This is a genomic window from Paenarthrobacter histidinolovorans, assembly GCF_014647595.1.
Taxonomy (GTDB): Bacteria; Actinomycetota; Actinomycetes; order Actinomycetales; family Micrococcaceae; genus Arthrobacter; species Arthrobacter histidinolovorans.
The window spans coordinates 166,258-189,777 of the sequence record NZ_BMPM01000001.1 but is presented as its reverse complement, the minus strand read 5'-3'; the positions used below and the strand labels follow the sequence as shown (position 1 = coordinate 189,777).

The 23,520-nt window shown below is 61.5% G+C and carries 23 protein-coding genes; 20 read left to right on the top strand and 3 right to left on the bottom strand.

Features of this window, described 5'->3' with window-relative positions:
- The first annotated feature begins 108 nt into the window (after window positions 1-108).
- The 20 genes from rho to IEY62_RS00790 all read left to right on the top strand — a co-directional run bounded on the left by rho (window position 109) and on the right by IEY62_RS00790 (window position 20,837).
- Window positions 109-2,238 (top strand): transcription termination factor Rho, encoded by a 2,130-nt coding sequence (gene rho / locus IEY62_RS00885; protein WP_189013104.1) that lies wholly within the window; start codon window positions 109-111, stop codon window positions 2,236-2,238.
- Window positions 2,239-2,485: 247 nt separating this feature from the next.
- A complete protein-coding gene (prfA, locus tag IEY62_RS00880) occupies window positions 2,486-3,559 on the top strand; it encodes a peptide chain release factor 1 (RefSeq protein WP_018776353.1) in 1,074 nt (357 codons plus the stop codon).
- Window positions 3,560-3,601: 42 nt separating this feature from the next.
- Window positions 3,602-4,474, top strand: coding sequence for a peptide chain release factor N(5)-glutamine methyltransferase (prmC, locus tag IEY62_RS00875; protein WP_189013102.1), 873 nt, complete (start codon window positions 3,602-3,604; stop codon window positions 4,472-4,474).
- Between the two features lie 12 nt (window positions 4,475-4,486).
- Window positions 4,487-5,401, top strand: a complete 915-nt coding sequence (locus IEY62_RS00870) for an L-threonylcarbamoyladenylate synthase (RefSeq protein WP_189013100.1) — start codon at window positions 4,487-4,489, stop codon at window positions 5,399-5,401.
- A complete protein-coding gene (locus tag IEY62_RS00865) occupies window positions 5,398-6,183 on the top strand; it encodes a WecB/TagA/CpsF family glycosyltransferase (RefSeq protein ID WP_189013099.1) in 786 nt (261 codons plus the stop codon). The genes IEY62_RS00870 and IEY62_RS00865 overlap by 4 nt, the downstream gene beginning before the upstream one ends.
- Entirely contained in the window at window positions 6,184-7,140 is a 957-nt protein-coding gene (locus IEY62_RS00860) for a glycosyltransferase (RefSeq protein ID WP_189013098.1), read from the top strand.
- A 280-nt stretch (window positions 7,141-7,420) separates the two neighbouring features.
- Window positions 7,421-8,536: an MraY family glycosyltransferase gene (locus IEY62_RS00855; protein ID WP_189013097.1), complete on the top strand. Its 1,116-nt coding sequence runs from the start codon at window positions 7,421-7,423 to the stop codon at window positions 8,534-8,536.
- A 117-nt stretch (window positions 8,537-8,653) separates the two neighbouring features.
- Complete coding sequence (locus tag IEY62_RS00850) at window positions 8,654-9,145, top strand: hypothetical protein (protein ID WP_189013096.1); 492 nt, start codon at window positions 8,654-8,656, stop codon at window positions 9,143-9,145.
- On the top strand, window positions 9,132-9,467 hold the full coding sequence (locus IEY62_RS00845) for a hypothetical protein (RefSeq protein ID WP_189013095.1): 336 nt from the start codon (window positions 9,132-9,134) through the stop codon (window positions 9,465-9,467). Before IEY62_RS00850 ends, IEY62_RS00845 begins: the two co-directional genes overlap by 14 nt.
- A gap of 81 nt (window positions 9,468-9,548) precedes the next feature.
- Complete coding sequence (atpB, locus tag IEY62_RS00840) at window positions 9,549-10,349, top strand: F0F1 ATP synthase subunit A (protein ID WP_189013094.1); 801 nt, start codon at window positions 9,549-9,551, stop codon at window positions 10,347-10,349.
- Window positions 10,350-10,429: 80 nt separating this feature from the next.
- Window positions 10,430-10,648 (top strand): ATP synthase F0 subunit C, encoded by a 219-nt coding sequence (gene atpE / locus IEY62_RS00835; RefSeq protein WP_011775261.1) that lies wholly within the window; start codon window positions 10,430-10,432, stop codon window positions 10,646-10,648.
- Between the two features lie 49 nt (window positions 10,649-10,697).
- Entirely contained in the window at window positions 10,698-11,255 is a 558-nt protein-coding gene (locus IEY62_RS00830) for a F0F1 ATP synthase subunit B (RefSeq protein WP_189013093.1), read from the top strand.
- A complete protein-coding gene (locus IEY62_RS00825; RefSeq protein ID WP_142938632.1) occupies window positions 11,255-12,082 on the top strand; it encodes a F0F1 ATP synthase subunit delta in 828 nt (275 codons plus the stop codon). The genes IEY62_RS00830 and IEY62_RS00825 overlap by 1 nt, the downstream gene beginning before the upstream one ends.
- Before the next feature lie 85 nt (window positions 12,083-12,167).
- Entirely contained in the window at window positions 12,168-13,805 is a 1,638-nt protein-coding gene (gene atpA, locus IEY62_RS00820; protein ID WP_011775259.1) for a F0F1 ATP synthase subunit alpha, read from the top strand.
- 76 nt (window positions 13,806-13,881) lie between these two features.
- On the top strand, window positions 13,882-14,772 hold the full coding sequence (locus IEY62_RS00815; RefSeq protein WP_189013092.1) for a F0F1 ATP synthase subunit gamma: 891 nt from the start codon (window positions 13,882-13,884) through the stop codon (window positions 14,770-14,772).
- 83 nt (window positions 14,773-14,855) lie between these two features.
- The gene (atpD, locus tag IEY62_RS00810; protein ID WP_189013090.1) at window positions 14,856-16,307 is read left to right on the top strand and encodes a F0F1 ATP synthase subunit beta; all 1,452 of its coding nucleotides are present in this window, start codon (window positions 14,856-14,858) and stop codon (window positions 16,305-16,307) included.
- A 1-nt stretch (window position 16,308) separates the two neighbouring features.
- Window positions 16,309-16,593, top strand: a complete 285-nt coding sequence (locus IEY62_RS00805) for a F0F1 ATP synthase subunit epsilon (protein WP_018776341.1) — start codon at window positions 16,309-16,311, stop codon at window positions 16,591-16,593.
- Between the two features lie 10 nt (window positions 16,594-16,603).
- On the top strand, window positions 16,604-17,035 hold the full coding sequence (locus tag IEY62_RS00800; protein WP_189013088.1) for a DUF2550 domain-containing protein: 432 nt from the start codon (window positions 16,604-16,606) through the stop codon (window positions 17,033-17,035).
- 5 nt (window positions 17,036-17,040) lie between these two features.
- Window positions 17,041-18,339 carry an alpha/beta hydrolase gene (locus IEY62_RS00795; RefSeq protein ID WP_189013086.1) on the top strand — a complete coding sequence of 433 codons (1,299 nt, stop codon included), beginning with the start codon at window positions 17,041-17,043 and terminating at the stop codon, window positions 18,337-18,339.
- Window positions 18,321-20,837 (top strand): DUF2156 domain-containing protein, encoded by a 2,517-nt coding sequence (locus IEY62_RS00790; protein WP_189013084.1) that lies wholly within the window; start codon window positions 18,321-18,323, stop codon window positions 20,835-20,837. The genes IEY62_RS00795 and IEY62_RS00790 overlap by 19 nt, the downstream gene beginning before the upstream one ends.
- Window positions 20,838-21,035: 198 nt before the next feature.
- On the opposite strand, the gene IEY62_RS00785 is transcribed toward IEY62_RS00790, so the two are convergent.
- The 3 genes from IEY62_RS00785 to nucS all read right to left on the bottom strand — a co-directional run bounded on the left by IEY62_RS00785 (window position 21,036) and on the right by nucS (window position 23,503).
- Entirely contained in the window at window positions 21,036-21,239 is a 204-nt protein-coding gene (locus IEY62_RS00785; protein ID WP_018776337.1) for a cold-shock protein, read from the bottom strand.
- Window positions 21,240-21,515: 276 nt separating this feature from the next.
- The gene (locus tag IEY62_RS00780) at window positions 21,516-22,763 is read right to left on the bottom strand and encodes an N-acetylglucosamine-6-phosphate deacetylase (RefSeq protein ID WP_189013082.1); all 1,248 of its coding nucleotides are present in this window, start codon (window positions 22,761-22,763) and stop codon (window positions 21,516-21,518) included.
- 44 nt (window positions 22,764-22,807) lie between these two features.
- The gene (gene nucS, locus IEY62_RS00775) at window positions 22,808-23,503 is read right to left on the bottom strand and encodes an endonuclease NucS (protein WP_018776335.1); all 696 of its coding nucleotides are present in this window, start codon (window positions 23,501-23,503) and stop codon (window positions 22,808-22,810) included.
- Window positions 23,504-23,520 lie beyond the last annotated feature (17 nt).

Here is a 23,520-nt window from a genome sequence, read left to right as displayed (position 1 = left end):
TCCATCAGGCACGGCCAAAATCACCGGCTGCAGATCTGAACTGCAGCCCAGAACAAATCATCGCGTCCAGCTCTCGCTCTGGACGCCGTCGAGGGGGAAGGATCCTTCGTGACAGAAACCACTGAGCTGGCTTCAGCTGTGGACACAACATCTTCTGCTGCTGAGTCGTCAACGGCAGCAACCAAGAGCAGCGGCCTTGCAGGCCTCAAGCTCGCCCAGCTTCAGGCTCTCGCGAGCCAGCTGGGTATTTCGGGGGGATCCCGCATGCGCAAGGGGGACTTGGTCACGGCCATCTCTGCCCACCGTGCGGGCACCTCCACGACCAAGGCTCCTGCCAAGGCCACGTCGGCCAAGGCTCCTGCCGTGGCCAAGGAAGCCCCGGTTGCGGAAGCCAAGGCCACGGAAAAGAGCGCGCCTGCTGAGGCAGCTGCCGAGGCTCCGGCCCAGGAAGCTCCCCGTGGACGTGGACGTGGACGCAGCCGCCGCGCTACGAGTGATGGCGTCGTTGCAGCTGCTGAGGCCGCCGCAACCACTGCTGCCACGGCCTCAGAGCCTGAAGCAGCCCCCGCCGTCGAGACTCCGGCCGCAGCCGAAGCAACCGACGGCGGCACCGAACGTCGTCAGCCACGCACCCGCAACCGCCGCCGCGGCGAAGCTGCCGCAGCTCCGGCTGAAGCAGCGGAAGCACCGGCAGCTGAGCAGCGCAATGACCGCACGGAACAGCGTGAGCAGCGCAATGACCGCACGGAACAGCGTGAGCAGCGCAATGACCGCACGGAACAGCGTGAGCAGCGTGAGCAGCGCGAGCAGTCCGACTCGAACGACCAGCAGCGCGAACGCCGCGACAACAACCGCGGCCGCCGTGAAGACAACAACGACGGCGACGACACCGGCAACCGCCGCAACCGCCGCAACCGTCGTGACCGCAATGACCAGAACGATCGCAGCGACCGCCGCGGCGGCCCGGACGGCCGTGACGGCAACACGCGCAGCGACCGTTTCCGCGATCGCAATGAACGTCGCCGTGGCCGTGCCCAGGGACCGGACGTTGACGACGTCGAGGTTACCGAAGACGACGTCCTGCTTCCCGTGGCAGGCATCCTGGACGTTCTGGAGAACTACGCGTTCATCCGGACGTCCGGTTACCTCCCCGGCGCCAACGACGTCTACGTCTCCCTGGCTCAGGTCAAGAAGTACAACCTCCGCAAGGGCGATGCCGTGGTAGGTGCCATCCGTGCACCGCGTGATGGCGAAGACCGCAGCCAGCAGTCAGCCCGACAGAAGTTCAACGCGCTCGTTCGCGTGACGTCCGTCAACGGCAAGACTCCGGAGGAACTCAAGGATCGCGTCGAGTTCGCCAAGCTTGTTCCGCTGTACCCCTCGGAGCGCCTGCGCCTCGAGACGGACCCCAAGAAGATCGGCCCGCGTGTCATCGACCTCGTGGCCCCGATCGGCAAGGGCCAGCGTGGCCTGATCGTCTCGCCGCCGAAGGCCGGTAAGACGCTCATCCTGCAGTCCATCGCGAACGCAATCACCACCAACAACCCTGAGGTCCACCTCATGATGGTGCTGGTTGACGAACGTCCCGAAGAAGTTACGGACATGCAGCGCACCGTGAAGGGTGAGGTCATTGCCTCCACCTTCGACCGTCCCGCAGACGACCACACCACGGTTGCCGAGCTCTCCATCGAACGCGCCAAGCGTCTCGTGGAAATGGGCATGGACGTTGTAGTCCTTCTGGACTCCATGACCCGCCTGGGCCGCGCCTACAACCTGGCAGCACCGGCCTCCGGCCGTATCCTGTCCGGTGGTGTGGACTCCGCAGCCCTGTACCCGCCCAAGCGTTTCTTCGGTGCTGCACGCAACATCGAGAACGGTGGCTCGCTCACCATCCTTGCAACTGCTCTTGTCGAGACCGGTTCCAAGATGGACGAAGTCATTTTCGAGGAGTTCAAGGGCACCGGTAACATGGAGCTCCGCCTGTCCCGCCAGTTGGCAGACAAGCGCATCTTCCCGGCCGTGGACGTCAACGCGTCCGGCACGCGCCGCGAAGAGAACCTGCTCTCGCCTGAAGAAGTCAAGATCATGTGGAAGCTGCGCCGCGTACTTTCCGGTCTTGAGCAGCAGCAGAGCCTTGAGCTGCTGACCAACAAGATCCGGGAGACGCAGAGCAACGTCGAGTTCCTCATGCAGGTACAGAAGACGACGCTCGGAGCGAAGTCGGACAACGACAAGTAGCGTTACGTGGGGTGGGGCCGTCGAGTGATTTTGCCGGCCCCGCCCCTTCGCGTTGCTGCTGACCTACTGCGTACGTCAGCAGCAACGCTACGACAGGCCCGATGCCACTCCCGGGCCGGCAAAATTACTCGACGGCGGACTCTTCACCTTTGCGTCCGGCCGTCACTTCCCGGGACGGGAAATTCGTGCGGCCTACAGAAACGTTGGCGCAAATTAGACTTGCATACGAGTCGAAAGAGGTTTGAAAATGTTTGAGTCCGTACAGGGATTGCTTGATGAGCATGCTGCCATCCAGGCGCAGCTGAGTGATCCTGCTGTTTATGCCGACCAGTCTGCTGCCCGGAAGTTGGGGCGGCGTTCAGCGCAGCTCCAGGGCATTGTGGAGGCGTACAACAAATGGCGCGGGCTTAACGATGATCTGGAAGCCGCGAAGGAAATGGCTGACGAGGATCCGGAGTTTGCCGCAGAGGTTGAGCAGTTGGAGGAACAGATCCCTGCCGCGCAGGAGCGTTTGCGCCGCCTGCTGATCCCGCGCGATCCGGACGATGCCCGCAACGTCATCCTCGAAGTGAAGGGCGGGGAAGGCGGCGATGAAGCTGCCTTGTTCGCAGGAGACCTTCTGCGTATGTACATGCGCTACGCCGAGTCACGCGGCTGGAAGACCGAAATGATTTCCGCCACCGAATCCGACCTTGGCGGCTACAAGGACGTTGCTGTCGCCATCAAGGGCAACTCGAACGATCCCGCGCAGGGCGTTTTTGCCCGCCTGAAGTTCGAAGGCGGCGTACACCGCGTCCAGCGCGTTCCCGTGACCGAATCTCAGGGCCGTATCCACACCTCGGCCGCCGGCGTGCTGGTGCTTCCCGAAGTGGACGAGCCCGAAGAGCTTGAAATCAACCAGAACGACCTCAAGATCGATGTTTACCGCTCTTCCGGTCCGGGTGGGCAGTCCGTGAACACCACCGACTCTGCCGTCCGCATTACCCACTTGCCCACGGGAATCGTCGTGGCCATGCAGAACGAGAAGTCGCAGCTGCAAAACCGCGAGGCCGGCATGCGCGTCCTTCGCGCGCGGCTCTTGGCGCACCAACAGGAACAGATTGACGCAGCCAACTCGGAGCAGCGCAAATCGCAGATCCGCACCATGGACCGTTCGGAGCGCATCCGCACGTACAACTTCCCGGAAAACCGGATTGCCGATCACCGCACGGGTTACAAGGCCTACAACCTCGACGCCGTCATGAATGGTGATCTTGAGCCCGTCATTCAGTCCGCGATTGAAGCCGACGAGCAGGCACGCCTGGATGCGATCGGCGAATAGCCGGCCACAACAGCACCCTCACGTGAGCAATCAGGGCTAACCATGACGTTTTACCCAGGCCAGAGCCTCGCGGACGCCGTTCGCGAGGCTACTGCCGTTTTGTCCGACGCCGGTGTTCCCAGCCCACGAGTGGACGCGGAGTTGCTGGCCGACCACCTGTTGGGTGTAGGGCTTGGCCGTCTCCGCGCAATGCTCCTCGGCGATGCGCCTTCGCCCGAGGGTTATGGAGACTTGGTGCAGGAGCGGGCAGCCCGCGTTCCCCTGCAGCACATCACCGGCGTCGCGTATTTCCGCCACCTGGAGTTGCGCGTGGGCCCGGGCGTCTTCATACCTCGACCGGAAACGGAATCGGTGGTCCAACTGGTCATCGACCACGTCTCGGGCATGGCAAACCCCAAAGTGGTGGACCTCGGCACGGGTTCGGGTGCCATTGCAGGCTCGATCGCCCACGAGGTACCCGGAGCTGAGGTCCACGCGGTGGAGTACAGCACCTTTGCGCACGCTTGGGCGGCCCGGAATCTTGAACCACTGGGCGTTTCGTTGGTCCGGGGCGACCTCCGCGATGCACTGCCGGAGCACAACGGAACCTTCGACGTCGTCGTCTCCAACCCTCCGTACATCCCGTCCGAAGCGATACCCTCGGAACCGGAAGTAGCCCTCCACGATCCTCCCGAAGCACTGTACGGTGGGGGAGCGGACGGCATGGAACTTCCGACGGCGGCAGCGGCCTCTGCGGCGCGGCTCCTGAAGCCAGGCGGCTACTTCGTGATGGAACACGCCGAAGTCCAGGCACAATGGATCGCCGGGATGCTGCAGCGTACCGGCCGCTGGCGAGAGATCACCACACACTTTGACTTGAACGGCAAAGAACGTGCAACCAGCGCGATACTGGCAAGCATCGCGCCTGATGAGTGAAAGAATAGCGCTGTGACCACAACCTACAACTGCACTTCCGAGGACCAGCGCGCTGAGGGACTTCAGCACGCCCAGCGCGCCATCAGCGAGAAGAAGTGCATCGTGATGCCCACGGACACCGTCTATGGCATAGCGGCCGACGCGTTTTCTCCTTTGGCCGTAACCATGTTGCTCGCCTCCAAGGGCCGCAGCCGGCAGATGCCTCCTCCTGTGTTGATTCCCCGGGTTAATGCCCTGGACGGCCTGGCTACCGATGTACCTGCCGACGCGCGGGCTTTGGCGCAGGCCTTTTGGCCCGGCGGGTTGACGTTGATCCTGCATGCGCAGCCCTCCCTGGACTGGGACCTCGGCGACACCAAGGGCACCGTTGCCCTCCGCATGCCGGATGACCACCTTGCCCTGGATCTGTTGAGCATGACCGGGCCGTTGGCGGTATCGTCGGCCAACCGCACCGGCCAGGAAGCAGCCCAGACGGCTTCGGAGGCACGCCTGCAGTTGGCTGAGTCCGTTGAGGTCTACCTTGAAGGCGGCTTCCGGCCCGTCAAGGGCACGAATGCCGTGCCCTCCACGATTGTCGACGCAACCTCCACTCCCTTCCGTGTGGTGCGCCAGGGAGCAATCGAACTTGAGCGGCTCCGCGAGATCGTCCCGTCGATTCTCGGCATCGGTGAGACTGTCGATGCCGTTGCGGTGGACGTGCCATCGGAAGAATCTGTGGTGCCCGAAAAGACTGTGGCGCCCGAAAAGACTGTGGTGCCTGAAAAGACTGTGGTGCCCGAAGAAACTGTGGCGGCCGACGCCACTTCACAGCAGGAAGTCCCCGCAGCAAACGGCGAGCCGGCCGAAGCAACCCAAGCTGCCGCCGTCGAGGATTCAGTGTCCGGTTCACCGGCGCCCGAGGCCCGCAGCGAAGCCAAGCCCGAATGATTCCAGCACGCCAACGCGTCCCCGTCCTTGACGTGGACGCCACTCCGATGCGCGTCCACGAACTTATTGATGCCATGGGCGGCCTCATCGCGGCCGGAACCACCAGCACAGTAGTGGGACATAATCTCCACAGCGTCACCTTGGTGCATTCGCGTGCCGACGTTCGATCGGTCTATGAAGAGAGCTCCATCGTCCTCCTGGACGGCGCTCCGGTCGCCATGTTGTGGGGGCTGGCCCATAAACGGCAACTGCAGCCGGCCGGCGAGGGCACCATGGCGTACAGGCTCGGCTCCATGGACTGGATCCCGGAGCTGGGAAAGATTCCCGGGCTGCAGAGGATCGCCGTCGTTGGGGCCGGACGCGAGGCAAACAGCAAAGCCGTTGCCCGGCTGGCATCCATCGTTCCAGGCGCGACTGTGGACGGGATGCCCGGCGAGGCATGGGACGAGACATTGGAAAATGCCGTCGTGCAGTGGTTGGACGGGTTCCGCCCCCAACTCGTACTGCTGGGACTCGGGATGCCGCTTCAGGAAGCGGTCCTGCATCGCAGGCTCGGGCAGCTTCCACCTGCGGTCTATTGTGCGGTGGGGGGAGCGATAGAACAGGTAGCGGGGATCCAGAAGTTGGCGCCGCGCTGGCTGGGACGCTTGGGGCTCGAATGGGCCTGGCGCCTGGTGCTGCATCCTGGGAGGGTTGCCTACCGGGTTTTTGTTGAACCGTGGAAACTGGCGGCCCTGCTGATTCGGCGCCGTATCCAACCATCCAAGACCAGAGGCAAATAAATGACGTCCCAAGCTGTCGTGGTCGCTGTGGTAGTGACCTATAACCGCCGTGATCTCCTCCAAACCACTTTGGAGGGCATCACCGCTGGTACGCGGGTACCGAACGCGATCGTTGTCGTTGACAACGCCTCCACCGATGGGACGGCAGAATTCCTGCAGCAGTACCAGGGACCGGTGACCACCGATGTCGTAACGCTGAACGCCAACGTGGGCGGGGCGGGTGGCTTCGTTGTTGGTATGGAACGCGCCGTTCTGGACCACAACGCGGACCACGTGTGGATCATGGATGACGATACCGAACCGCAGCCGGCCGCTCTCCGCGAGGCATTGGATGTTTCCGAGGCCTACCAGCAGCAAACCAGTGAAGCCCCGGCGTTCATAGCGAGCCGCGTTGTGTGGACCGACGGACGGGACCACCCCATGAACAGAATGCGTCCCCGGATGGGTGCCAGCGACGACGCCCGCAGCGCCGCTGCCCGGATCGGAGCTACGCAGATCCGGAGCGCTTCCTTTGTATCGGTGCTGATCCGTGCTGAAGAGATCAAACAACACGGGCTTCCGATCGCTGACTACTTCATCTGGAACGACGACCTCGAATACACGGCCCGGATTTCGCGTCGGGGGACAGCCTTGACCACGAAAGCATCCGTGGCCAACCACCACACGAAAGTCTTCGGCGACGCAGGAGCAGATCCGGGCCCGCGCTTCTACTATGAAGTGCGGAACAAGCTCTGGGTTTACACTCGTTCGAATGCTTTGGCCCCGTGGGAAAAAGTCCTGTTCACGGGGGCTTCGCTCCGCAACTGGACACGGACCATCGCTGCTTCGTCCAATCGCAAGGTGCTGTTGGACGGGCTTTTCAAGGGCTTGCGCCATGCCCTCAAGGCTCCGCGTTCGAACGCCCAGGTACTGCACGGAATCTACTCCCTGCGCGATGTGCAGCAGCCAGTCCGGTAACAGCAAAACAGCCTGGTCCCAGTCAAAACAAGCTGCGGCCCTGCGGCTGCGTCACAGGGTGGTCACGGCCATTGGCATTAGTATCGTGACTAGAGTCCACAGAAATCCCGCAACATTCGGCACAGCCGGTGCAGGCATGGCGACGGAGTAGTTCCATTTATCCACTGACAGAATTCCACACCCTGAGCTGCCCTGAGTTGCCCCTCTTTGCAGCGCCCGGGCCGCGTGCCCTGGTTAAGGTGTCCGCAACGTCCAGCGGGCTGCCCCACGGAGTCGCCTCATGATCATGTATCTGCTGATGGCGCTCACGGCTGCAGTCGTGGCCTACGCGGGAACCTGGGGCGCCCGCGTCGTCGGAAACAAGCTTCGCTTGTACCAGCCCATTCGAAGCCGTGACATGCACTCCGCCCTGATCTCGAAGCTTGGCGGCCTGGGCATTTTCGTTGGTTTTTTCGCCGCCCTTGTGGTCGCGTCCAACTCCTTTTTCGTCAAGGACATCTTCAGGCACAACGATGCTCCCTGGGGGATCCTGGCAGGCGCCGTGGTGATTGTGGCGGTGGGGGTCGCCGACGACATCCTGGATATCCGCTGGTGGATCAAACTCCTGGGTCAGGGCGCTGCCGCATTCATCGTGGCCATTTGGGGCGTGCGGATGTCCGTAGTGCCGTTCATCCCCGAGCCCATTTTCCTTGACTCCGAACTAGTCCAGATTGTCCTTACCGCTGGCCTGATCGTCACCACCATGAATGCCGTCAACTTCATAGACGGACTGGACGGCTTGGCGGCCGGAGTGGCCATCATCGGGGGAGGAGCGTTCTTCCTCACCGCCTACTGGGTCCACCGGAACAACCCCTCCACCGATAACTCGGACCTCGCAACCCTGCTGATGGCCATTCTGGTGGGAAGTTGCATCGGTTTCCTGCCCCACAACTGGTTCCCCGCGAAGATCTTCATGGGAGATTCCGGGGCGATGCTCATCGGACTCCTTATGGCCTCTGCGGGCGTCGTTGCCACGGGACAAATCGGTTCCGGCCTTTATGACCGCGCGAACGGCATCCCCACGATCGTTCCCATCCTGCTGCCGTTTGCCGTCCTTTCCCTTCCCCTCCTGGATCTGGGCATGGCTGTTGTCCGGAGAACGGCGCGGGGCCAGTCTCCGTGGTCGGCAGACCGCGGGCACCTCCACCACAAGCTGGTTGACCTGGGCTACTCGCACCGCACCGCCGTCGTGATGTTGTACGTGTGGACCTGCATCCTGGCCTTCGGTGGTGTTGCCTTTGCCGTGTTCCCCTGGCAAATGGTGCTGATCGTCGTCATCGCCGCCGCGCTGGTCATGGCTGCGGTAACTGCGTGGCCCTACTTCACGCGCAACTCGTCGCGTCCGGGGGAGCAGTAGATGACGGGCGGTTATCGCCGCAGTTCTATCTCATGTAGAATTCTTTCTGCGGACAGTCACTCGCCCGTAACCCCACTTTGAGAATTTGGCACCTGTGCCACGAGGATTGGTATCCCCATGACATCCAACGCCGATTCCGGACGCCCGTCCGGTAAACGTGCTGTTGGATCTGTTGGCGGCCATTCATCGTTGTGGCTTCGGCTGCTTGCTCTCAGTGCCTCCGCAGCCGCTGCGACCGTTGCCATCACCTGTGTGATCGCGGCCTTCATGAACGGCGGACAGGGTGCGCTCTCAGCCGCCTTCGGTGCCGTGCTTGTCATGCTCTTCTTTGGAATCAGCCTCCTGATCGGCCACTTCGTTGGCCGGAGCAACCCCTCCGGCGCCGTCGGCCTCTTTGTTGCTACTTATTTCATCAAGGTCGTCGGATTCGCAGTAGTGCTTTTCGTGCTTGGAGCGCCGGACTGGCTTCATGCGCGGTGGTTCCTCATCGGGGCCGTTGTCGCGGTTGTCTTCTGGCAGGCAGCAGAAATCTACGGTTTCAGCAAAGCCCGCCTCCAGATCTACAACGATCCTGCCGATCCGAAGGGTGGTCCGGATGTCCCCGCGTAAGCGTTATTCCCGCCCGTCCCTCGGTGGCCAGCAAACTTCTCACCGCAATGAATCTGCTGAAGCCGGAAGCGACGGCGGATACAACGCCGGTATTGCTGTCTTCAGCTACATCATTGGCGGGATCATTGTCTGGAGTTTGATAGGCTGGGGTCTGGATAATCTGTGGGGGACCCGCTGGATTGTGCTCCTTGGCGCTCTGCTGGGAGCCGCAGGAGGGTTCTATCTTTCCCATATGCATGGCCTCACCAGGCAAAGCTCTTCTTCTGGCGAGAGCAACGCAGACAGCGGTCCGTCCACGGACGGGGACAGTAATGCCAAATAATTTCACATGGAATATGGATGCGTCCAACGCTTCCGGATTCCAACCAATGCCCAATGATGGACACAGCAGAGAGGAAACGCGTTGATCGCGCTTGCGCTCCCCGCCCAGGATTCGGGGTCCTTCACCCCACCCGGAATCGACGAAATGCACCTGCCGGCAATCCTGCCTTGGGGTGCGCACGACGGATTCTCCAAGCAGATGCTGCTGGTAATCCTTTCGGTCGTCATTATCGCTACATTCTTCATCCTCGCTGCACGCAAGCAGCAGCTGGTTCCCGGCAAGCTGCAGTTCGCAGGCGAGATGGCCTATGGCTTCGTCCGCAACAGCATTGCCAAGGACATCATCGGCGGCAAGGACTTCATTAAGTACGTCCCGCTGCTGTTCAGCTTGTTCTTCTTCATTCTGGTGAACAACATCTACGGCGCCATTCCGGTGATTCAGCTCCCGAGCTTCTCGCACGTCGGCGGTGCCTACGTAATGGCCGCCATCGTGTACGTCACCTGGATCGCGATCGGTCTGAAGAAGAACGGCATCAAGTACTTCAAGCTCGCGACGGTTCCGTCCGGCGTCCCTTGGTACATCCTGCCGATCGTTGTTCCGATCGAAATCATCTCCAACTTCCTGGTCCGCCCCGTCACGCACAGCCTCCGTCTGTTCGCGACCATGCTGGCCGGCCACCTGATCGTGATGCTCGCCGGTTCCGGCATCGAGTTCCTGGTCATGCAGGAGAACGTGCTGCTCAAGGGCGCATCGGTCCTGGTCCTCGTAGGCGCCATCGCCATGTACATGCTTGAGGCATTGATCATGGCGCTGCAGGCCTACGTGTTCACCCTGTTGACCGCGATCTACATCGAAGGCGCCCTGCACGCCGACAGCCACTAAGGCTCCCAACACTTCCCCTCGCGGGGATGAAGCAACCCAAACAACCTGCCGCACGGGCGGCATCTTGAAAGGAAGAAAAAATGGAAGGCACCATCAACGGCTCCCTCAACCTCATCGGCTACGGTCTCTCGGCCATCGGCGGTGGTATCGGTGTGGGTCTCGTGTTCGCCGCTTACATCAACGGTGTTGCACGTCAGCCGGAAGCTCAGCGTGTGCTGCAGCCGATCGCGTTCCTTGGTCTGGCACTGACTGAAGCTCTTGCCATCCTCGGCCTGGTCTTCGCTTTCGTTCTTTCCTAGTCCTAAGAACCAAGCGAATCCAAGCACGAGTAGATAGGACGGGTGAAATATGAATCAGCTGATCATCTCAGCCGCCACTGAAGGCGAGGCCAAGGGCAACCCGCTTATTCCCAATGTCTGGGAAATGGGCGTTGTCCTCGTCGGCTTTGCGGTCCTCATGTACATCGTGGTCAAGTTTGTTGTCCCGATGTTCGAGAAGACCTTCGCAGAGCGTGCCGAAGCAATCGAAGGTGGCATTGCAAAGGCCGAAGCGGCCCAGGCAGAAGCTTCTGCAGCTCTCGAAGAGTACAAGCAGCAGCTCACTGATGCCCGTGCCGAAGCCAACCGTATCCGCGAAGAAGCACGCGCTGAAGGCGCCCAGATCCTCGCGGACCTGAAGGCAAAGGCTGCAGCGGAGTCTGCACGCATCACTGAGCAGGCACACGCCGCCATCGAATCGGAGCGCCAGGCAGCTGTTGTCTCGCTTCGTTCCGAGGTCGGCACCCTGGCCACCACGCTGGCAGGCCGCATTGTTGGTGAGGCACTTACCGACGACGAGCGCGCCGCACGCGTTGTGGACCGCTTCCTGGCAGATCTGGAGACCCAGAGCGCAGGTGCAGCTAAATAATGGCAGGTATATCGAGCGAATCGCTGACCACAGCGCTGGCGCAGTTGGAAGCCAAGCTTCCCTTCGCTTCGCTGCAGTTGGCTAAGGACCTCTTCGGAATCCTGGGAACGGTGGACAGCTCGGCTGGCTTGCGCCGCGCCCTGACTGACCCGTCCCGTTCAGGTGACGAAAAGTCGGCGCTGGTCAAGCAGCTGGTTGGCGGAAAAGTCTCCGCTGATGCTGCTGAGATTGCAGGTGGATTGGCCAGCTCACGCTGGGCATCGGCCCGCGATATCGGCGATGCACTCGAGACGCTTGCCGCCACGGTGGTCATTGCCGTAGCTGAAAACAAGTCGGCCGTTTCTGCCTCCGGTATCACGGGGCTGGAAGAGCTGGAAAACGATCTGTTTGCCTTCAACCAGGCCGTCGCCTCCAGCCACGAAGTACAACGTGCTCTGTCTGAGCCGCAGGCATCGCCCGCGGCGAAGATTGCATTGGCCGAGAAGCTTGTTCCTGGCAGCAGCGAGGAAGCCAAGGTTCTCATCAGCCAGGCAGTCACGCAGCCGCGCGGTGTCAAGCCGAGCAAGCTCGTCGAGTCATTCGCCAAGCTTGCAGCCAAGCGTCAGCAGCGCTGGATTGCAACTGTCAGCGTTACCCGTCCGTTGACGGAAACGCAGGCCAGCCGTCTGCAGGCCGGGCTGGATGCCCTCTACGGTCGCGAACTGAAGGTCAACGTCAATGTTGACCCCGCACTGATCGGTGGAATCCGTGTCCAGGTAGGTGACGAAGTGCTCGACGCTTCGGTTATCGCCCGCCTGACTGAACTCCGCCGTCAGCTCGCTGGCTAGCGAAGACAAAGCACAACTTAACTGATATAAAACCCGGTCATCGTGAGCAACGATGATCACGAAAACAGGAGAGCAGGGACTGCAGATGGCCGAATTGACCATCAACGCCGACGACGTCCGTAATGCGTTGAACGAGTTCGCGGCGTCCTACGAACCCGGTAACGCAGAGCGCGTAGAGGTTGGTCGTGTGACCACCGCAAGTGACGGCATCGCCCGTGTTGAGGGTCTTCCCTCGGTCATGGCGAACGAGCTGCTTCGCTTCGAAGATGGCACGCTGGGCCTGGCCCAGAACCTTGACGTCCGCGAGATCGGTGTCATTATCCTCGGTGACTTCACCGGTATTGAAGAAGGCCAGGAAGTTCACCGTACCGGTGAAATCCTGTCCGTTCCGGTTGGCGATGCCTTCCTGGGTCGCGTTGTCGACCCGCTGGGCCAGCCGATCGACGACCTCGGCGAGATCAAGGCCGAGGCCACCCGTGCACTGGAACTCCAGGCTCCGGGCGTTACCGAACGCAAGTCGGTTCACGAACCGATGCAGACCGGCCTCAAGGCTATCGACGCCATGATCCCGATCGGCCGTGGCCAGCGTCAGCTGATCATCGGTGACCGCCAGACCGGTAAGACGGCCATCGCCGTCGACACCATCATCAACCAGAAGGCCAACTGGGCTTCCGGAGATGTCACCAAGCAGGTTCGCTGCGTCTACGTCGGTGTTGGCCAGAAGGCTTCCACCATCGCAGCCGTCCGCCAGACCCTCGAGGACCACGGCGCGCTGGAGTACACCACCATCGTGGCGTCCCCGGCATCCGACCCCGCCGGCTTCAAGTACCTGGCACCGTATGCAGGTTCGGCCATCGGCCAGCACTGGATGTACGGCGGCAAGCACGTTTTGGTGATCTTCGATGACCTGTCCAAGCAGGCCGAAGCCTACCGCGCCGTGTCCCTTCTGCTGCGTCGTCCGCCGGGACGCGAAGCATACCCGGGTGACGTTTTCTACTTGCACTCCCGTCTGCTGGAGCGTTGTGCCAAGCTCTCCGACGAGCTCGGTGCAGGTTCGATGACCGGTCTTCCGATCGTCGAGACCAAGGCAAACGACGTCTCCGCGTACATCCCGACCAACGTGATCTCCATTACCGATGGCCAGATCTTCCTCCAGTCGGACCTCTTCAACGCCAACCAGCGCCCCGCTGTTGACGTTGGTGTGTCCGTCTCCCGCGTTGGTGGCGCTGCACAGGTCAAGTCCATGAAGAAGGTCTCCGGTACCTTGAAGCTGGACCTGGCCCAGTACCGCGACATGCAGGCATTCGCCATGTTCGCCTCGGACCTGGATGCTGCTTCCCGTCAGCAGCTGACCCGTGGTGCACGCCTGATGGAACTGCTGAAGCAGGGCCAGTACTCGCCGTTCCCGGTCGAGAACCAGGTTGTTTCCATCTGGGCCGGCACCAACGGCTACTTGGACGACGTTCCGGTTGAGGACATCAGCCGCTTCGAGTCCGAGTTCCTGGAGCACCTCACGCACAAGTCCTCCATCCTGACCACGCTGGCACAGACCAACGTCCTGGATGACGACACCGCTGCAGCTTTGAAGGAAGCCATTGTGTCCTTCAAGAAGGGCTTCTTCGGCGAAGGCGACAACCACTTGGTTGGCGCTGGCCACGAAGAGCACGCAGCGATCTCCGGCGGCGACGTCGACCAGGAAAAGATCGTCAAGCAGAAGCGCTAGTTTCGATAACCTGCTCTGCCGGGGTCCGCAAGGGCCCCGGCAGGGCAGTACATCGGGAACTTAGGAAAGGATAAGTATGGGAGCCCAGATTCGGGTCTACCGTCAGAAGATCAGCTCGACGACGTCGATGCGCAAGATCTTCAAGGCGATGGAACTGATCGCTACCTCGCGCATCGGTAAGGCCCGCGCCCGCGTAGCAGCTTCACTGCCTTACGCGAACGCGATTACCCGCGCCGTTTCTGCTGTCGCAACTCAGAGCGAAATCGACCACCCGCTGACCACCGAGCCGGAGCAGATCCGCCGCGCCGCAGTCCTGATCGTTACATCAGACCGTGGCCTTGCAGGATCCTACTCGGCGAGCGTGCTCAAGCAGGCTGAAGGTCTCTTCGAGCTTCTTCACGCAGAAGGCAAGGAAGTCAAGGCGTACCTGGTTGGCCGCAAGGCCCAGGCGTACTTCGATTTCCGCAACCGGTCCTACGCCCGCGTATGGACCGGTGGCACGGACGCACCGGAATTCGAAACCGCGCAGGAAGTCGGAGCTGCACTTCTCGAAGACTTCTCCACTGACTTCGAAGAGGGTGGCGTGGATGAAATCCACGTTGTCTACACCCGCTTCAAGTCCATGGTGACGCAGGAACCGACGGTTATCCGTCTGCTTCCGCTCGAGGTCGTCGAAGAGGAAGCAGCTTCGGAGTCCGAGCTGTTGCCGTTGTACGAATTTGAACCGGAAACAGAGCAGGTGCTCGACGCACTGCTTCCGCGTTACATCGAGTCCCGCATCTTCGCAGCCATGCTGCAGGCAGCAGCTTCCGAGCTCGCAGCCCGCCAGCGTGCTATGAAGTCGGCCGGTGACAACGCGACGGATCTGATCAAGAAGTACACGCGCCTTCGCAACACGGCCCGCCAGGCCGAGATTACGCAGGAGCTTTCCGAAATCGTGGCCGGCGCCGACGCTCTCGCGTCCTAGCCTGCAACGGATTCGGCTCGAAGCCGCACCTGCAACAAACAGATAAACTTAACCCACGCCATCTACTGAGTGAAGTGAGAGAGATGACTGCCACTGCTACCGAACACGTAGCAACGGCCGGTGCCACCGGCCGCATTGCCCGTGTTATTGGTCCGGTTGTCGACGTCGAATTCCCGGCTGACGCAATCCCCTCGATTTACAACGCTCTGACCACCGAGATTACTCTCAACGGTCAGACCAAGACCATCACGTTCGAGACCTCCCAGCACCTGGGTGACAACCTCGTCCGCGCCATCTCCCTGCAGGCGACCGACGGACTTGTCCGCGGCACCACCGTCCAGGACACCGGCGCTCCGATCTCCGTGCCCGTTGGCGACGGCGTCAAGGGCCACATCTTCAACGTGCTCGGCAAGCCGCTGGACGTTGAAGAGTCCGAGATCAAGGCCGACGCATACTGGCCGATCCACCGCAAGGCTCCGAGCTTTGCTTCCCTCGAGGGCTCCACGGAGATGCTCGAGACAGGCATCAAGGTCATCGACCTTCTCACCCCGTACATCAAGGGTGGAAAGATCGGCCTCTTCGGCGGCGCCGGCGTGGGCAAGACCGTTCTGATCCAGGAAATGATCACCCGTGTTGCCCGTAACTTCGGTGGTACTTCCGTATTCGCCGGTGTTGGCGAGCGTACCCGTGAAGGTAACGACCTCTGGGTTGAAATGGAAGAGGCCGGCGTTCTCAAGGACACCGCCCTTGTCTTCGGCCAGATGGATGAGCCGCCGGGAACGCGTCTGCGCGTGGCCCTGTCTGCTCTGACCATGGCGGAATACTTCCGCGATGTCCAGAACCAGGACGTGCTGCTCTTCATCGACAACATCTTCCGCTTCACGCAGGCAGGTTCGGAAGTTTCCACGCTGCTCGGCCGTATGCCGTCCGCTGTGGGCTACCAGCCGAACCTTGCTGACGAGATGGGTCTGCTTCAGGAGCGCATCACCTCCACCAAGGGTCACTCCATCACTTCGATGCAGGCCATCTACGTGCCGGCTGATGACTACACCGACCCGGCTCCGGCCACGACCTTCGCACACCTCGACGCGACCACGGAACTTTCCCGTGAAATCGCCTCCCGTGGTCTGTACCCGGCCGTTGACCCGCTGACGTCGACTTCCCGTATTCTGGATCCCCAGTACATCGGCAAGGACCACTACAACACGGCTGTCCGTGTTAAGCAGATCCTGCAGAAGAACAAGGAACTCCAGGACATCATCGCCATCCTCGGTGTTGACGAACTGTCGGAAGAGGACAAGATCGTCGTGTCGCGTGCACGCCGTATCCAGCAGTTCCTTTCCCAGAACACCTACACCGCCAAGCAGTTCACCGGCGTCGAAGGCTCCACCGTTTCCATCAAGGACACTGTCGAAGGCTTCACCGCCATCTGCGACGGCGAGCTGGACCACATCGCAGAGCAGGCGTTCTTCAACGTCGGCGGCCTGGATGACGTTGAGCGCAACTGGGCCAAGATCCAGGAACAGACCAAGTAGTATGGCTGAGCTCGAGGTTGAGATTGTCGCGGCGGACCACTTCGTGTGGTCCGGAGCGGCCAAGATGGTGAAGGCCCGCACCAGCGATGGTGAAATCGGAATCCTGCCGGGCCACTCGCCCCTTTTGGCCATCATGGCCGAGGGCGAGCTGGCAATCCAGCCGGTTTCCGGTGACCGGATCGCGGTAGTTGTCGACGGCGGGTTCTTCTCCGTGGACAACGATCGCGTGGTCATTGTTGCTGACAACGCCAAACTGGGCGAAGCGGCTACAGCGGGGATCCGATAGCACGACCTTGATGGACGATTCCCTTATTCCGTTCATCGCCTTGGCAACAGCGTTCTCGTTGCTGATCATTTCTCTGTGCCTTTTGGGGGTGCGCCGCTTCAATCTGCGGCGCGCCCTCGGCACGATCGACGCCTCCATTTGCACGGCTGGAAACAGCTGGCAGATGGGGGTTTGTCGTTATCAGGACAATGATCTCGAGTGGTTCCGCTTGATGTCGCTGAGTGTGGTGCCCAAACATAAGTTCAAACGCAGCTCACTGGAGCTTTTGGGCCGTCGCCAACCGACGGAGGACGAGCTCGTTAAAGTCCAGCCCGGCGTCGTGGTGGTTGAACTGCAGTACGAAGGCAAGAAGTTCATGCTTGCGATGAACTTCGATGCCTATGCCGGGCTCTCCTCCTGGCTGGAGGCCGGACCGGTTATCGGCGTCGGAACCTGGCGTTAGGCGATATGGACTTCCTGTTGGATGTCAGCCTCGTCAGTGGGCCGTTTCTATGGATCAGCATCGCTTGCGGCGTGGCAGGGGCCGTGTACCTGCTGTGGCGGCGGAAGCGGTCCTGGGTGCTGACGGTTCTGGCGTCCTTGCTGGTTTCCGTTGGCCTGGTGATTCTCGTCCATTGGATCCTGGTGGACTTGATGGCCGTGTTTTCCGAGAACCTTCCGTTCGAGACCGTGGCCTGGTCCGTGCCGGCGGTTGCGGCGGTTCTGCTGTGCGCAGCACGCTTTCCCCGGCATCCCTGGAAGGGCCGCGTGCTCAGTGCGCTGGCCATGCTGGGGGTCATTTTGCTCAGTGCCGTCCAAGTCAATCTGTATTTCGGATTGAACAACACCGTTGCCGACCTCCTGGGCACCGCTGTTGCGCGCATCCAACCGCTTGAGCAGAGCCTCAAGCGCGCCTCCAACTCCGCACCCGGTCCTTTGCCGGCGGCGTGGAAGGCACCTGATTCCATGCCAACCAACGGCATCCTGCGCAAGGCGGCGATACCCGGACCAGTATCGGGATTCAATGCCCGTGACGCCTATATCTACTTTCCGCCGGCATACCAGACCACTCCACGGCCGGTCCTTCCCGTGCTGGTCCTTTTCTCCGGACAGCCCGGCGGCCCCGCCGACTGGCTGACGGGAGGGCAACTGCGCGCACAGATGGACCGTTTCGCCGAAGCCCACCAGGGCATTTCGCCGGTAACCGTAGTGGTGGATCCCAACGGGTCCGGCAGTGCCAACACCATGTGCATGGACAGCCGGATAGCCCCTGCAGACACATACCTTTCCAAGGACGTTCCCGCTTGGATCTCCGAAAACCTGGACGTTTCAACCGACCCCAAACAGTGGGCCGTGGGCGGATTCTCCTTCGGCGGGACGTGTGCGGTGCAGATGGGCACGGCACACCCGGACATCTTCCCGTCGGTACTGGCTTTCTCGGCGGAGCGGGAGCCTGCCTTGGCCAAGGACCGCAACAAGACTATTGCGGACTCGTTCGACGGCGACGTTTCGGCTTTTGAATCAAGGACGCCTTTGACGATGATGCGGGAACGCAGCTTCGGCGGCAGCGGGGTGTACTTCGCCGCCGGAGCAACAGACAACGAGTTCACCAATTACATGCACGAACTGGCCGAAGCGGCCGGAAAAGCCGGTTTCCAAACCGAAGAGCACTCCATCCGGAACGCCGGTCATTCCTGGGACGCCGTAGTGCGCGGAATGCCGGGTGGCCTGGACTTCCTCGCCACCCGTTGGGGGCTCCGGAAGTGAGTCTTGCCGTAAGAGGAGTCATCCTGCCGGCGTTGCGGCAAACTGCGAAGCACATACGGCGCACCCCGTTCACCGTTGGTGTCCTGGCGCTGTTTGTGGCGTTGTCCGTCATCTCCGGCAGCTTTGTCTCCGGGCCTCCGGAGCCCTGGTTGCGGGTAGCAGGCGTCAGCCTGGCCGGTCTCAAATCGGGTGAATGGTGGTCGATTTGGACGTCACTGTTCTTCACCACCAACCCGCTGGCCTACGTCACCGCTGTTCTGATGATCGTGTTCCTTCTAGGCCTTGCCGAACGGCGTTTCGGCTCGCTCAAAACCGCAGCAGTGTTCTTCGGCAGCCAGTTTGCCAGTGTGTCGGTGTTTCTGCTGGTCACCCAAGTGGCACAGGCTTTCGACGACGACTGGCTGGCCCGGATGGCCGACACACGTCTTATCGGGCCCTATGCTGCGGTCCTGTCCACGTGTTTGGCGGCCAGTGCGCTCCTTCCCATGCTGTGGCAACGACGCCTGCGGACCGTGGTGCTCTCGATTTCCTTGCTTCTTGTGCTGTACGTTGGCCACGCGGAAACGGTGGTGGGTTTCCTGGGCGCCTTGATCGGACTGGCTGCCGGCTGGTGGACGCAAAGCAGCCAGGGGCACCTCCACCTGCACAGGTCCACCGGCAGGGAAGTCCGGAACTTGTTGTCCCTGACGATGGCGATTTTTGCAGTTGGCCCGATTGTGACGGCCGCGGCGAAGAGCCCGTCAGGTCCCTTGGCTCTGCTCAGGGACGTCATTCTCAATCCGATACCCACGCTGGGCCAGGTTGAGAGCAACTGCGGGGGCACCATTGATGTCTCCTGTTTGGAGCTTGGCCGTCAAGGCTACACAGGGCCCTTCGGCCTGGCCTTGGCCGTTGTTCCAGTGGTGCTGCTGCTGATCTGCGCTGACGGGATGAGGCGGGGACGCCGTCTCGCGCTGGGGATCGCGATTGGCGTGCAAGTGCTGGTGGTTGTGCTCTCGGCTATCTACCTTGGTCTTTTTGCCACCATCCCGAGGCCGCAAGGTCGTCCGCATGGAGGGATGATGAACTCAGCGGTGGTACACCTGATCCCGCTTGTGCTGGTTCCCTTGATTCTCGCTGTGCTCTTGTATGCCTACCGGGGACACTTCCGGGTTGTCTCCTCGCATCGTCTCCGGCGCAGGGTGTTCTGGTCGGTTGGCCTGACCGGCGTCGGGCTTGGTCTCGCTTACTGCATCGTGTGGTTTTCTTCGGGCGGTATGTCGCGGGACGGCGGACTGCTTGGCCTCGCCGCGGAGCTTGCCCGACAGTATCTTCCGGTTCCCCTTCCAGGGGCTTACCGGAAGGTCTTTGCTGAGCGGGACGTGCTGGAAGTGTTCCTGTTCTCCTATTCCGGCACGGTGTTCTGGCTGGTGGCCCTGGTTGGGGTCTGGGTCCTGTTCATCCGCGGGAACCACACCGGAGGCCGTGATCAGGAAGCGCGGTGGCAGGCCCGTCAACTGGTGAAGTCCGGTGGGGATTCTTTGTCGTGGATGGCGATGTGGGAACCAAACAAGTACTGGTTCGCTCCGGACGGCAACGGGGGAGTGGCCTACCAGCAACACGGGCATGTGGCGTTGACGATGGCCGGTCCGTTCGGACCGGCCGGGAAACATGTGGAAACAGCAGCGGATTTCCTGGAGTACTGCTCCCAGCACGCGCTGATCCCTTGCTTCTACTCCTGCACTGATGAGCTGTGGCCCATGCTGCAAGGCCGGGGCTTCCGTCGGGTGGCGGTTGCACAGGAAACCCGCTTGCGGATCAGGGACTTGGAATTCCGCGGCAAAGAATGGCAGAACGTCAGGACGTCCCTGAACCGCGCGGCGAAGTTGGGCATCACGGCGCGTTGGAGCAGGTTCTCCGAGCTGCCCAATGGGATACGTGCGCAGATCAGTGAGGTCTCGGAGGAGTGGGCGGCCCAGAAGAAGATCCCCGAAATGGGCTTTACCTTGGGAGGCCTGGATGAGCTCGAGGATGATGACGTGCTCTGTGGCGTGGCGGTGGATGATTCCGGTCATGTCCATGGCGTGACCAGTTGGCTGCCGGTCTTTGAGGACGGGAAGGTGGTCAGCTGGACGCTGGACTTCATGCGGCGGCGCGGCGATGCCTTCCCCGGGGTGATGGAATTCCTGATCGCTTCGGCGGTCCTCCACCTGCGCGATTCAGTGGAAGTGATCTCATTGTCGGGCTCGCCGCTTGCCCGGGAGAAGGGCGAGCTCGAAGAGCAGGCCAAGGGCCTGGCAGGCTTGCTGGATGTGGTGGGGCAGGCGTTGGAACCCGTTTATGGGTTTAGGTCCCTGGCATCTTTTAAGTCGCGATTCCAACCCGAGTACCGGACGCTGTACATGTATTACCAGGACCCGCTGCACTTGCCGGCAATGGGACGGGCGCTCAGCCGTGCATACCTTCCGGGGTTGTCGGTTCGACATTCCGCCAGGCTGCTCCGGACGTTGGTTGGTTGAATTGTCAATCCTTTTATCGCCGCGCTTTCTTCGCTTTCTTCACGTTTAGTAACAGTCGCTGTCGTAATAGGACCGGGCGGCGGGCCATTGAACTGGTTTATGCGGTTGAACCAGACTCTTAAACAGGGTGGCCCCGGCTCGAAAGCCGGGGCCACCCTGTTTGTCGTTTCTGCAGGAAGCAGAAATCAACAGCTAAGACTAGACGACGGTAACGCCGGTGGCCTGGGGGCCCTTGGCGCCCTGGCCGATCTCGAACTGAACGCGCTGGTTCTCATCGAGGGTCTTGAAGCCACCGGTCTGGATCTCGGAGTAGTGAACGAAAACGTCCCCGTCCGAGTCGTCCGGGGTGATGAAGCCGAAGCCCTTTTCAGCGTTGAACCACTTTACGGTTCCCAGTGCCATGTATATCTCCTCATTATGGAACTTCAGTCCGATACACTTCGTACCGGCCTTGTTACTCCGCGAGAAGACCTGAATTCCTCCCAGGCAGACCTGGTTGGATTCGCAGGAGCTTCACGCTCGCAACTCGTCTTGCGAGCATGAAAACCACCTACACAAAGACTGCTACAACACTTTCATGTGCTCCGCCGGAGGTCAACGGTCTTTAGGCCCATTTGAGGAAAATTTAGGTAAAAAGAAGGTAACGCATCGTTGCCTGCAATTATCCGCCTGGCTTCGCTAGGACAGCCATTGTCCATTGCGCATCACACCGGTCAGTTCAAGGTCTTCATTGGTGACGACAACATCGGCACGCAGCCCGCGCCGCAGCCCGCCTATTTCATCGGAAAGGCCCAGGACCGCGGCCGGCACTGCAGTAGCGGAACAAACAACCTCAGGAAGAGCGACGCCGGCGGCCACCGTTTTGCGGACAACGTCCAGGAGCGTGGCGGTGCCTCCGGCAATCGAACCAGTGGCATCGAGCGTGGCTACGCCGTTGCTGACTGTCACCGGGGACGGACCGAGCATGTAGCTGCCGTCGGACAGGCCGGCGGCAGCCATGGAATCGGTCACGAGGACAACGTTGGCCGCTCCTACCAGCTGGAAGACCGTGGAGACCATGCTGGGGGCCAGATGCGTTTCATCGGCGATCAGTTCCACCACGGCCTTGCCTTCCTGCGCCATGCGCAGGCAAGCGGCCACGGGTCCCGGCGCGCGGTGATGCATCGGAGGCATCCCATTGAAAAGGTGGGTGACGGTGGGAAGGGAACTCACGCCGTCGAAACCTGCTGACTCAAGCCCTTCGCGGGCGGCGGCCAAGGACGCGACAGCGGTGGCGTCGTCACAGTCGGTATGTCCCAAGGAGGGCGTCACGCCGTGGGAGGTCATGAGGTCCACCAGCGCGGCCGCGCCGGGGAGTTCCGGGGCATACGTCATGGTGGCGAGCTTGCCGGCCGCTGCGGCCACCAACTCATCCATGAGTTCCAGGTCCGGCTCAAGCAGGTAATCCGGGTTCTGGGCTCCGCAGCGCGCATGGGAGAGGAACGGTCCCTCAAGGTGGATTCCGGCGACCAGTCCTTCCTCCGAGAGCTTGACGAAAAGTTCTATTCCACGCAGGAGGTCCTCCCGCGGAGCGGTGACCATGCTCGCCAGGAAAGTGGTGGTTCCCGAGCGGTGCAGGAACTCGATGGCTTTGCGGGCCGAAGCTTCTTCGCCGCTCGGAAAGTCGCCGCCATTGCCGCCGTGGCAGTGGACGTCAACCAGGCCGGGAAGGAGGTAGCTGCCGCTGGGGATTCCAAGACGGATTGCGCCTTCGAAACCTTCGAAGGCTTCCTGGTCAAAGCCGTCAGCGGGACCGGCATAGGCAATCCGGTCCCCATCGATGGCCAGCAGGCCGTCTTCCACCACCTCGCCGTCGCTGACCAGCGTTCCTTTGATGATCTGATGGCTTGGCGCGGACGATGTGGCAAAACGGGTTGCGGCAGTCATGTTCCGATTCTAGTGGCCCGCGGCACACTCACCTTGAGGCCTCTTCAGAAGAGGCGGGACTCGCTGTCATCCACGCCGCGCATGGCGTCATAATCCAGGGTGACGCAGTCGATTCCCCGGTCGTTGGCGAGGACCTTCGCTTGTGGCTTGATTTGCTGGGCGGCGAAGATACCGCGCACCGGTGCCAGCAAAGGATCCCTGTTGAGCAGTTCCAGGTACCGCGTGAGCTGTTCGACGCCGTCGATGTCACCGCGGCGTTTAAGTTCGACGGCGACCGTGGCGCCGCTGGCGTCACGGGCCAGGATGTCCACGGGGCCGATGGCCGTGAAGTATTCGCGGCGGATCAGCGAGTAACCGGCACCGAGGGTCTCGATTTGTTCGGCCAGGAGCCGCTGCAGGTCCGCTTCGACTCCATCCTTGATCAGTCCAGGGTCAGTGCCAAGGTCATGTGAGGTGTCGTGCAGTTGTTCGTAGATGTTGATGATGAGGCGGTCATCTGTCTTGGCCGACTGCACCGTCCACTGCTCCACCACGCCCTCTTCCACCTCTGTCTCCTCGGGGGTCGTTACCCGGAGCGTGGCGGGCGGGCTCATCCAGTTCAGCGGCTTGTAGGAGCCGCCGTCGGAGTGCACCAGCACCGAGCCGTCCGCCTTGACCAGCAACAGCCGGGTGGCGAGGGGGAGGTGGGCCTTAAGACGGCCAACATAATCAACAGAACAACGGGCTATGACGAGTCGCACCCGCCCCACATTACCGC

Excerpts from the sequence above, each read along its gene's own strand:
- prfA (WP_018776353.1), top strand. The coding sequence starts at position 2,486 with ATGTTTGAGTCCGTACAGGGATTGCTTGATGAGCATGCTGCCATCCAG.
- prmC (WP_189013102.1), top strand. The coding sequence starts at position 3,602 with ATGACGTTTTACCCAGGCCAGAGCCTCGCGGACGCCGTTCGCGAGGCT.
- IEY62_RS00865 (WP_189013099.1), top strand. The coding sequence starts at position 5,398 with ATGATTCCAGCACGCCAACGCGTCCCCGTCCTTGACGTGGACGCCACT.
- IEY62_RS00860 (WP_189013098.1), top strand. The coding sequence starts at position 6,184 with ATGACGTCCCAAGCTGTCGTGGTCGCTGTGGTAGTGACCTATAACCGC.
- IEY62_RS00855 (WP_189013097.1), top strand. The coding sequence starts at position 7,421 with ATGATCATGTATCTGCTGATGGCGCTCACGGCTGCAGTCGTGGCCTAC.
- IEY62_RS00850 (WP_189013096.1), top strand. The coding sequence starts at position 8,654 with ATGACATCCAACGCCGATTCCGGACGCCCGTCCGGTAAACGTGCTGTT.
- IEY62_RS00845 (WP_189013095.1), top strand. The coding sequence starts at position 9,132 with ATGTCCCCGCGTAAGCGTTATTCCCGCCCGTCCCTCGGTGGCCAGCAA.
- atpE (WP_011775261.1), top strand. The coding sequence starts at position 10,430 with ATGGAAGGCACCATCAACGGCTCCCTCAACCTCATCGGCTACGGTCTC.
- IEY62_RS00830 (WP_189013093.1), top strand. The coding sequence starts at position 10,698 with ATGAATCAGCTGATCATCTCAGCCGCCACTGAAGGCGAGGCCAAGGGC.
- IEY62_RS00825 (WP_142938632.1), top strand. The coding sequence starts at position 11,255 with ATGGCAGGTATATCGAGCGAATCGCTGACCACAGCGCTGGCGCAGTTG.
- atpA (WP_011775259.1), top strand. The coding sequence starts at position 12,168 with ATGGCCGAATTGACCATCAACGCCGACGACGTCCGTAATGCGTTGAAC.
- IEY62_RS00815 (WP_189013092.1), top strand. The coding sequence starts at position 13,882 with ATGGGAGCCCAGATTCGGGTCTACCGTCAGAAGATCAGCTCGACGACG.
- atpD (WP_189013090.1), top strand. The coding sequence starts at position 14,856 with ATGACTGCCACTGCTACCGAACACGTAGCAACGGCCGGTGCCACCGGC.
- IEY62_RS00805 (WP_018776341.1), top strand. The coding sequence starts at position 16,309 with ATGGCTGAGCTCGAGGTTGAGATTGTCGCGGCGGACCACTTCGTGTGG.
- IEY62_RS00800 (WP_189013088.1), top strand. The coding sequence starts at position 16,604 with ATGGACGATTCCCTTATTCCGTTCATCGCCTTGGCAACAGCGTTCTCG.
- IEY62_RS00795 (WP_189013086.1), top strand. The coding sequence starts at position 17,041 with ATGGACTTCCTGTTGGATGTCAGCCTCGTCAGTGGGCCGTTTCTATGG.
- IEY62_RS00785 (WP_018776337.1), bottom strand. The coding sequence starts at position 21,239 with ATGGCACTGGGAACCGTAAAGTGGTTCAACGCTGAAAAGGGCTTCGGC.
- IEY62_RS00780 (WP_189013082.1), bottom strand. The coding sequence starts at position 22,763 with ATGACTGCCGCAACCCGTTTTGCCACATCGTCCGCGCCAAGCCATCAG.